Source organism: Flavobacterium sp., from assembly GCF_020217025.1.
Classification (GTDB): Bacteria; Bacteroidota; Bacteroidia; order Flavobacteriales; family Flavobacteriaceae; genus Flavobacterium.
The window spans coordinates 1-10,000 of sequence record NZ_JAIWOF010000171.1; the positions used below are offsets into that span (position 1 = coordinate 1).

Sequence of the window (10,000 nt, forward strand, 5' to 3'; positions counted from 1 at the left end):
TCGCTAGAAATGACAGCACGGCTTTACCAGGTTTTGAAGAAAATGATTATGTTGTTACTGCAAATGCTAATAATAGAGAATATGAAAGTCTATTAACAGAATACGAAACGGTACGAAATGCCTCTATAAGTTTATTTGAAACTTTTACTAATGATGATTTACTTCGTTTAGGAACAGCTTCTAATAATAGTGTTTCGGTAAGAGCAATTGGATATATTATGTTAGGTCATGAATTGCATCATAAAAACGTAATTTTAGAAAGATATTTATAATAAAAAAGGGATTCAATTTTGAATCCCTTTTTTTATGTATTAATCTTCATCGTCTTCGTCAGCATCATCATCGTCATCTCCGTCTTCAGAATCTTCGATATCGTCTGAATCATTTGAAATATCATCATCATCGTCTTCATCGATATCTAAGTCTTTTAAAGCTCCGATTTTTTCATCTGGTACTACTACAACATCATCTTCGATAATATCATCTTCGTCATAGTTTTCGATTCTATCAGCAAGTTTAGTACTTACTTTTACTAAGTAAATAGTATCTTCTGTACGAACTTCTACAGCTTCAACAGTTTCATTCTTAGCATTTTTAAATCGAATAACATCCGAATCATCATATCCGTCAGGAAATTTCTCAACTAGTAAGGTTAAGATTTCATTTGTTAATTTAGCGTAATCAACAATAACTCTTTTCATTGGGTAGGTTTTAATCTTGTAATTTCGTCAAATGTAATATCCTTAGCTTATATTTTCAAGTAAAATTTAATATTTTTTTTAAAAATTTTACCAGCCTAAAACGTAAGCAAACATCAACGGTGCAACTATCGTAGCATCAGACTCTACGATAAATTTAGGCGTTGTAATATCTAATTTACCCCAAGTAATTTTTTCGTTTGGAACTGCTCCAGAATACGAACCATAACTAGTTGTTGAGTCAGAAATCTGACAGAAATAGCTCCAAAATGGCACATCATGCATTTCCATATCTTGATATAACATCGGAACTACACAAATAGGGAAGTCTCCTGCAATACCACCACCAATTTGGAAGAAACCAATTCCTTTTCCAGCACAGTTTTTTGGATACCAATCAGCTAACCACATCATGTATTCAATTCCGCTTTTCATTGTAGTGGCTTTGAATTCTCCTTTGATACAGTAAGAAGAGAAAATATTACCCATAGTACTATCTTCCCAACCTGGAACTACAATTGGTAAGTTTTTTTCAGCAGCAGCTACCATCCAAGAATCTTTTGGGTCGATTTCATAGTATTGTTCCAAAACGCCTGAATTGATCATTTGGTACATAAATTCATGTGGAAAATAACGTTCTCCTTTTGAATCGGCATTATTCCAAATATCAAATAAATGTTGTTGTAATCTTCTGAAAGCTTCTTCTTCAGGAATACATGTATCAGTTACACGATTGTAATGGTTTTCTAATAAATCCCATTCTTCTTGTGGTGATAAATCTCTGTAGTTTGGAACTCTTTTATAAGAATTATGAGCTACCAAATTCATGATATCCTCTTCTAAATTAGCTCCAGTACAAGAAATAATATGTACTTTATCTTGACGAATCATTTCGGCTAATGATTTTCCTAATTCAGCAGTACTCATGGCACCCGCTAATGTAATCATCATTTTTCCGTTGTCTAATAAATGCTCTTCATATCCTTTTGCTGCATCTACTAAAGCGGCAGAGTTAAAGTGAAGATAATGTTTCTCAATAAACTGACTAATTGGTCCTTTGCTCATTACTTTTTATTTTATTGTTCTTTTTTCTTAATGTATCCTAAAATTTCTAAAACGTCTTCGGCTTTTTGTTGTTCTGAAAATACTTCAGTTGCAATAATTCCGTTTTTGTCTTTATCAATTAAAATGTGTTTTGGTTGTGGTAAAATACAGTGACTTAATCCGCCAAAACCTCCAATAGTTTCTTGATAAGCTCCAGTATTAAAGAATCCGATGTATAATGGTTTTTCTTTGTTGTATTTTGGTAAATAAACCGCATTCATGTGTTGTTCCGAATTGTAATAATCGTCTCCATCACAAGTTAATCCGCCAAGTAAAACCCGTTCGTAAGTATCATTCCAGCGATTCACTGCCATCATAACAAAACGTTTGTTAATTGCCCAAGTATCTGGTAGAGTAGTGATGAAAGAAGAGTCAATCATGTTCCAATTCTCTCTATCATTTTGTTTCTTTTGGTATAAAACTTGGTACAAAGCACCTCCAGATTCACCTACAGTAAACGAACCAAATTCTGTAAAAATGTGAGGAACAGCAACTTCTGCATCATCACAAGCAATTTTGATTTGATTTAAGATTTCGTCTACCATATATTGGTAATCGTAATCAAAAGCTAATGAATTTTTAATTGGGAAGCCACCACCAATATTTAAACTATCTAATGAAGGACATTCTTTTTTCAAAGCAATGTACACTTTCATACATTTTAATAATTCGTTCCAATAATAGGCTGTGTCACGAATACCTGCGTTAATAAAGAAGTGAAGCATTTTTAATTCCACTTTCTTATTGTCTGCAATTTGTTTTCTATAAAAAGGAACGATGTCTTTATAACCAATTCCTAAACGAGACGTGTAAAACTCAAATTTTGGTTCTTCTTCCGCAGCAATACGAATTCCGATTTTGAATTTCCCATCGATTTCTTCTTGTAATAAATCTAATTCTTCAAAATTATCAATTACCGGAATCGTATTTTTATGTCCGTTGTTGATTAAACGCGCAATGTTGGTTACATATTGATCGCGTTTAAATCCGTTACAAACAACAAAAGTATTTTTATTGATTTTCCCTTGTTCCATCAAACTTTCAACAATATTAATGTCAAAAGCAGAAGAAGTTTCAAGATGAATATTATTTTTTAAAGCTTCATTTAAAATGAATTCAAAATGCGAACTTTTGGTGCAATAACAATAGAAATACTTAGCCTCGTAGCCATGCTTTTCCATTGAATTTCTAAACCACATTTTTGCACGGTTGATATTTTGAGAAATTTTAGGCAAATAGGTAAACTTAAGAGGAGTACCATATTCTTCTACTAATTTCATTAAGTCGATACCGTGAAATTGAAGATTGTCTTTGTTTAAAGTAAATTCTTCCTGTGGAAAATAAAAAGTCTGATTAATTAAGTCGTAATATTTTGTATTCATTTTGAAAAATAAGATTAAAAATTAAAAAAGCTTAAATGTTTACTGTTTTAAACCTTAATTTTCAAACCCTAATATTTGCAAATCGAATTAATAGTTTTTCACTAAAAGTTTTCGATAACGCGAATAAATCAATTATATGAAAACAAAAAATAGAAAAGAACAAACGATCAATAATAGATAAGTCAGCATTCCTATTGCTAAGAATTCTGTTGAAATTGTTCGTATAGTTGTTTTCTTTCATGGGCGCAAAGTTAAAAAATAAAATGGCTATTATTTATAGAAAATGTAAAAAAATGATTAGACGGCATAATCTTCAAATGCCTTGAAAATCAATTCATTGTCTGCTTCTTGATTGATTTTGATTTTTCCGATTCCATCAAGAAGTGCAAATTGTACTTTTCCGAATTCATTTTTCTTATCGTAAATCAATAGCTCAATGATTTGATTGATATCGTTTTCATCGAATTCAATGCGTTCAAAAATATCATTTATAATGTACTTAATTTCGTGATATTCCTCATTAGTTAGCCATCCTTTTTCTTTAGAAATATAGCTTTCTAAAATCATTCCTGCTGCAATTGCTTCTCCGTGAAGTAAGCTAGTTTTGTTTTCGTTTTCTAAGAAATAGCTTTCGATTCCATGACCTAAAGTATGTCCAAAATTTAGTGCTTTTCGAATACCATTTTCAGTTAAATCTTCACAAACAATGGTGTTTTTTATTTGAATGGATTGATGAATTAATTCGTTTAAATCTTCTGTACTTAAATCCTTTAAGTTTTTAAATTTATCCCAATAGTTCTTATCGAAAATCAATCCATGTTTTAGCATTTCAGCTAATCCGGAGCGCATTTCTCTTTGTGATAAAGTACTTAAAAATTCGGTATCAATAATTACAGCTTTAGGTTCGCGAATAATCCCAATTTGATTTTTTAAATTACCTAAATCAACCCCATTTTTACCACCAATGGAAGCATCAACCATGGAAAGTAGAGTGGTAGGAATGTTAATAAAATCAATTCCTCTTTTAAATGTACAAGCTACAAATCCGCCTAAATCAGAAATTACACCACCGCCTAAATTGATGATAATACTTTTTCTATCGGCGCCTAATTCTGATAAAGCAGCCCAAACTTCGGTACAAGTTGCTATATTTTTATGATTTTCACCCGCTTCTAATTCAATGATTTCGATTTCAATTTCGGTTGCCAAATTATTTAATAAATGAGGTAAACAATACTGCGAGGTATTTTCGTCAACCAAAATAAAAATTTTAGAATAATGCGTTGTAACAAGATATGAGGCTAATTTTTCATAGCCTGTTTCATTAAAAAATACGGAATAATTAGTTGCTTGTATGGTTTGCATGAAAATGTGTAAAATTTGACTGCAAAATACGTCATTTTTTATTTATTATTCGATAACTGTGGCGTATATTTGTATCACTTTATTACAAAACACAATGAACACACTATTTAATAATACAGAAGTTGCTTTTGCCTTAAAAAGTGACACCGAGTTAGAAAGAGCTTATTTTTTATTCAAATTAATCGATAGTCAACCTTTAGTTAAAATTGGAACAGCCGTTACTAATTTTGCTTTAAAAGCCCATTTGCCAGTTGAAGGATTGATACGTTCAACCGTTTTTGATCACTTTTGTGGTGGTGTTAACGAGAATGATTGCCTTCGTGTGGTAGATAAAATGTATACGAAAGGTGTTTCTTCAGTTTTAGATTATTCAGTTGAAGGAAAAGAAGAAGAAGCACAATTTGATGCAGCTTTGAACATGACTTTAAAAACAATTGAATTTGCTAAAGAAAGAGAAGCGATTCCGTTTGCAGTATTTAAACCTACAGGATTCGGACGTTTAGCTTTATACGAGAAAGTAGGAGATAAAGCTCATTTGACAGAAAACGAACAAAATGAATGGAATCGCGTAATAGAACGTTTTGATATTGCTTGTAAAACAGCATTTGAAAAAGATGTTTTGTTATTGATTGATGCAGAAGAAAGTTGGATGCAAGATGCTGCAGATGCTATTGTAACTGATATGATGCGTAAATACAACAAACAAAAAGCGATTGTTTTTAATACGTTGCAAATGTATCGCTGGGATCGATTGGATTATTTAAAAAATCTTCACGAACAAGCAAAAGCAGAAGGATTTTACATTGGAATGAAATTGGTTCGTGGCGCTTATATGGAAAAAGAGAATGAAAGAGCAGCAGAGCGTGGACAAAAATCGCCAATTTGCGTTTCTAAAGAAGCAACAGATATTAATTATGATGCTACTGTAGCTTATATGGTGGAACATATTGATAAAATGGCTGTTTTTGCAGGAACTCACAACGAAGAAAGTTCATACAAATTGATGCAATTGATGCAAAAAAAAGGAATTGCTAAAAATGATAAACGTATTTTCTTCGGACAATTATTAGGAATGAGTGATAACATCAGTTTCAATTTAGCGGCAGAAGGGTATAATGTTGCAAAATATTTACCATTTGGACCAGTTAGAGACGTGATGCCTTACCTAATTAGAAGAGCAGAGGAAAACACTTCGGTAGCTGGTCAAACTAGTCGAGAACTAACGTTGATCAAGAAAGAAAAAGAACGTAGAAAGTTATAAATGATAAAATCCCGCAGTAGCGGGATTTTTTTATGGGTTCTGTTTAATTTGCATCTGATTAAAGAAGAATTTTATCACTTCTAAATTCATTTCTGAAGTTGTCCAATGTCCTACGTTTTCATAGTTTTTAAATGTAGCATTTACGTGATTTTCTTTATAAATTTCCTGGCACTTTAAATAACGATTTTGTACTTCTGTTCCTAAATTTACATTTATGATGTTTCTTTCTATTTCGTTATAAGCATCATCAAATTGGACAGCATCATTATTATCTAATTTTCCCATGTAAATGAATTGCGGTATTGATTTGAATTGATTTTCATCAAACCTTTTATGAAATAGTTTTGAAAAATCATTTATACCTAAAGGATAGTTAAGTTTTACGTTGTTAATTTCCTTATTCGGAAGCATTAATTCACCATTAAATCCTCCTATAGCTAAAGCTCTTATTTTTTCAGGATGAATAAAAGCAAATCGATTTGAAAATGTAGCTGAAGCAGAAAATCCATTCATAAAAAACTTGTCATCAATTACAATACTCATAGAACTTAAAACACTTTTTGCATCATCTATCATTGCTAACAATTGTAAATCTAATCTTTTTAATTCTTGAGAATCTTCTAAAATAACATCTCTATCTAAAGCGTGAGTGTAAATTAGTTCCTGAGATGAAGGTCTTGGGAAGATGGGTACAAGTAAAGGAATTTTTAACTCGGTTGCCACATTATTTCCAACCGAACTTACGGAAGCTAAATCGATAGCATATTTTTGATGAATACTAATACTATCTGAAGTTTTTCCAGTATTATTAGGTTCAACAAGGAGAAAAGTTTTTTTATTTAATTGTGTTCCTTTTGGGATAAACAAAATATAATCGTTTTGAAAACCTTTTTTAGGATTCATTTTAACGATGAGTAAACTATCTTTTTTGAATAAAGTCTTATTCAAATTCTGTGAAAACGAAATATAAAAGGTGAATAATATGAATAAGATAAATTTATAACGCATAACTGACTGTTTATATCAAAAGACGACTAAAATTTATGTTTGTTACACTATTTGATAAAAACAAAAAATCCTACATTTCTGTAGGATTTAATTTTTGTGGGCGATGAGGGGTTCGAACCCCCGACCCCCTCGGTGTAAACGAGGTGCTCTGAACCAGCTGAGCTAATCGCCCCAATAAAGTGCTTTACTATTACCGTAATGCGAGTGCAAATATACAAGGAATATTTGTTTTTGCAAGTGTTTCGATAAAAAAAATTACTTTTTTTCTATCTTTTCTAATAAGACTTTGTTGGTATAATTGACCATTGTAATCGTAATCTCTTCATTTTTAGAAGTTCTACCTTCAATAACGTAAATTTTACCTTTTCTGTAAGCTTCATTACTTTTTGAAAAATCTACATCGCCATAGCGTAAACTTTGACGGATATCTTCTAAAGTAACCCATTTTGCATCTAACGATTGTTTTGCTAAAGAATCAATTTCTAATGATTTGCTTCTTAAATCTTTTAAAACACGGCAATTAGGCAAGTAACAAAACTCAACCCCTTTGTCATCGGCTTTAGCTTTTAAAAACCACATAACAAAAACTCCTCCTAAAAATATGCCAAATAAATAGTATGCTAAACGAAACTGAAACTTCATAAATTATAATTTTGTGCAAATTTAGTTTAAATTACACACATAGTCCCTAGATTTTAACTTTAAAAAACAATCAAATTGATATCACGATATTCTAAATTAAACCAATCTGCAATCGCTTTATTAGTTAATAAGCCGTGATAGCTGTAAATTCCGTTTTTCAAACCTCTATTGCAGCGGATAGCACTTTCAATTCCACCATCATCTGCAATATGTAATAAGAAAGGAGAAATAATATTGCTAATCGACATCGAAGCCGTTTTAGAATAACGTGAAGGAATATTAGGAACACAATAATGAATTACACCATTTTTAATAAATGTAGGTTTTTCATGAGTCGTCACTTCTGAAGTTTCAAAACAACCACCCGTATCAATGCTCACATCTACAATTACAGCTCCTTTTTTCATGTGTTCGACCATGGTTTCGGTAACCACAACTGGAGCTCTGTTTTTTCCTTTCATGGCGCCAATAGCAACATCACAACGTCTTAACGCTTTTAAAAGCGATTTTTCTTGAATGGTAGAAGTGAAAATTCTTTGATTTAAAGTGTTTTGCAAACGACGTAATTTGGTAATCGAATTATCAAAAACTTTAACATGCGCGCCTAATCCTAAAGCAGTTCTGGCAGCGTATTCTGCCACAGTTCCAGCACCAATGATTACAACTTTTGTTGGTGGAACTCCAGTTATATTTCCAAAAAGTAAACCTTTTCCAATGTTCTCACCAATCATTAATTCGGAAGCAACTAATATAGAGGCAGTTCCTGCAATTTCAGATAATGATTTTACTGCTGGATACGAACCATCTTCATCTTTTATAAATTCAAATGCTAAAGCCGTGATTCTTTTAGCTGCTAAAGCTTCAAAATATTCTTTTTTCTGAGTTTTTAATTGAATTGCAGAAATCACAATGGTTTGCGGATTCATCATTTCAATTTCAGTAAGAGTAGGTGGCTCTACTTTCAAAATCATTGGGCAACCCAACACTTTTTTGGTGTCTTGAGTAATTTCCGCACCTGCATCGCTATATTCTTTGTCGGTATAACTTGAAGTTTCTCCAGCTCCTGATTCTAACATTACGCGATGTCCGTGCGAAACCAATGAAGAAACCGCATCTGGTGTTAAGCAAATTCTTCTTTCTTGATAGGATGTTTCTTTTGGAATTCCTATAAATAATTCGCTTTTATGACGCGCTACTTCAAGTTTTTCTTCTTGTGGAAGCAATTGCGAAGCAGAAAAAGGAGTGTATATCGACATTACTTTTGATTTTGAGGTTCTAAATTAGGAATTATTTTAGACTTGGGAAATAGATTCACAAAAAAAGAGAATAGAAGTTGATTTTCTATTCTCTTATGTATTTAATTTTTGAGCATTAGTTCACGTTTACCATTTGGTAAAATTTTAATAGTAATACTAGCATGGTCAATCGGAATTAAGTTTGGCGTTTTTTCTGGCCATTCGATAAAGCACCAATTATCAGAATAGAAATATTCGTCTAATCCCATATCATAACCTTCTTCTTCCGAATTTAAACGATATAAATCAAAGTGATACACCGTTTCACCTTCAAAAGTTCTGTATTCGTTTACTAAAGAAAATGTTGGGCTACTTGAATTATCTTTTACGCCTAATTCTTTTACCAATTCTTTAATTAAAGTCGTTTTTCCGGCACCCATTTGCGCATGAAATGTGATGATTTTCTTTAACGAAGGTGTAGCAAGAATCTGTTTTGCAATGGCATTTATTTCTTCTAAACTGTAAATTACGGTCATATATAAACTCAAATTTTACTTAATTATCTTGGCTCTAAAACTAAGAATGGAATCACCATTTCTTCTAACGAAATTCCTCCGTGTTGATAGGTATTTCGGTAATAACTCACATAATGATTATAGTTATTTACGTAAGCCAAAAATAAATCGTTTTTCGCAAAAATAAAAGAGCTACTCATGTTTAGTGCTGGTAATCCAATTTTCTTAGGATCTTTCACAGCGTAAACGTCTTTGTCTTCATAAGTTAAGCTTCTTCCGGTTTTGTAGCGAAGATTCAAACTCGTGTTTTTATCACCAATAACTTTCGACGGATTTTTACAATTGATAGTTCCGTGGTCGGTTGTGATAATTAATTTAAAACCAAGTTGTTGTGCTTGCTGAATCATGTCCAAAAGCGGAGAATTCTTGAACCAACTTGCCGTCAAAGAACGATACGCTTTATCGTTTGAAGCTAATTCTTTCACTACATCCATTTCAGTTTTAGCGTGCGATAACATATCTACGAAATTATAAACTATCGTAGTTAAATCGTTGTTTTTTAAGGATTTGAAATTATCAGCTAATTTTTTTCCCGAAGCAAAATTGGTAATTTTATAATATTCTTGCTTGATGTTTAATCCTAAGCGTTTTAATTGCTCGGTTAAAAATTCGCCTTCATAGAGGTTTTTTCCGCCTTCATCAGTATCGTTTTTCCAATATTGAGGGAATTTCTTTTCCATTTCTAACGGAGTTAATCCTGAGAAAATAGCATTACGAGCATATTGAGTTG

Annotated in this window: 11 protein-coding genes and 1 tRNA gene; 2 read left to right on the forward strand and 10 right to left on the reverse strand. The window is 31.9% G+C overall.

Going from position 1 to position 10,000, the window contains the following annotated elements; translation table 11 throughout:
• Positions 1-272, forward strand: a 272-nt coding sequence (locus LDL23_RS08685; RefSeq protein WP_366935486.1) for a DinB family protein, incomplete at its 5' end; no start/stop codon positions are given.
• Between the two features lie 39 nt (positions 273-311).
• Here the strand turns inward: LDL23_RS08685 and LDL23_RS08690 are convergent.
• The 4 genes from LDL23_RS08690 to aroB all read right to left on the reverse strand — a co-directional run bounded on the left by LDL23_RS08690 (position 312) and on the right by aroB (position 4,549).
• A complete protein-coding gene (locus LDL23_RS08690; protein ID WP_291265344.1) occupies positions 312-701 on the reverse strand; it encodes a DNA primase in 390 nt (129 codons plus the stop codon).
• Positions 702-788: 87 nt separating this feature from the next.
• Positions 789-1,763 carry a deoxyhypusine synthase family protein gene (locus LDL23_RS08695; RefSeq protein WP_111565829.1) on the reverse strand — a complete coding sequence of 325 codons (975 nt, stop codon included), beginning with the start codon at positions 1,761-1,763 and terminating at the stop codon, positions 789-791.
• An 11-nt stretch (positions 1,764-1,774) separates the two neighbouring features.
• Complete coding sequence (locus tag LDL23_RS08700) at positions 1,775-3,184, reverse strand: decarboxylase (RefSeq protein WP_026726206.1); 1,410 nt, start codon at positions 3,182-3,184, stop codon at positions 1,775-1,777.
• 297 nt (positions 3,185-3,481) lie between these two features.
• Positions 3,482-4,549, reverse strand: a complete 1,068-nt coding sequence (gene aroB, locus LDL23_RS08705) for a 3-dehydroquinate synthase (RefSeq protein WP_291265345.1) — start codon at positions 4,547-4,549, stop codon at positions 3,482-3,484.
• A 94-nt stretch (positions 4,550-4,643) separates the two neighbouring features.
• Between aroB and LDL23_RS08710 the strand changes: the two genes are divergently transcribed.
• The gene (locus LDL23_RS08710) at positions 4,644-5,810 is read left to right on the forward strand and encodes a proline dehydrogenase family protein (protein WP_291265346.1); all 1,167 of its coding nucleotides are present in this window, start codon (positions 4,644-4,646) and stop codon (positions 5,808-5,810) included.
• A 30-nt stretch (positions 5,811-5,840) separates the two neighbouring features.
• Here LDL23_RS08710 and LDL23_RS08715 read toward each other — a convergent pair whose 3' ends face one another.
• The 6 genes from LDL23_RS08715 to LDL23_RS08740 form a co-directional block, all read right to left on the reverse strand.
• The gene (locus LDL23_RS08715; protein ID WP_291265347.1) at positions 5,841-6,818 is read right to left on the reverse strand and encodes a hypothetical protein; all 978 of its coding nucleotides are present in this window, start codon (positions 6,816-6,818) and stop codon (positions 5,841-5,843) included.
• Positions 6,819-6,915: 97 nt separating this feature from the next.
• Positions 6,916-6,990, reverse strand: a tRNA-Val gene (locus LDL23_RS08720).
• Between the two features lie 83 nt (positions 6,991-7,073).
• A complete protein-coding gene (locus tag LDL23_RS08725) occupies positions 7,074-7,460 on the reverse strand; it encodes a DUF4258 domain-containing protein (RefSeq protein WP_194095637.1) in 387 nt (128 codons plus the stop codon).
• 59 nt (positions 7,461-7,519) lie between these two features.
• Complete coding sequence (locus LDL23_RS08730) at positions 7,520-8,716, reverse strand: alanine dehydrogenase (RefSeq protein WP_291265348.1); 1,197 nt, start codon at positions 8,714-8,716, stop codon at positions 7,520-7,522.
• Positions 8,717-8,817: 101 nt separating this feature from the next.
• On the reverse strand, positions 8,818-9,231 hold the full coding sequence (gene tsaE, locus LDL23_RS08735; RefSeq protein ID WP_291265349.1) for a tRNA (adenosine(37)-N6)-threonylcarbamoyltransferase complex ATPase subunit type 1 TsaE: 414 nt from the start codon (positions 9,229-9,231) through the stop codon (positions 8,818-8,820).
• A 23-nt stretch (positions 9,232-9,254) separates the two neighbouring features.
• Positions 9,255-10,000: PglZ domain-containing protein (locus LDL23_RS08740; protein ID WP_291265350.1), on the reverse strand; the 746-nt coding region annotated here is incomplete at its 5' end.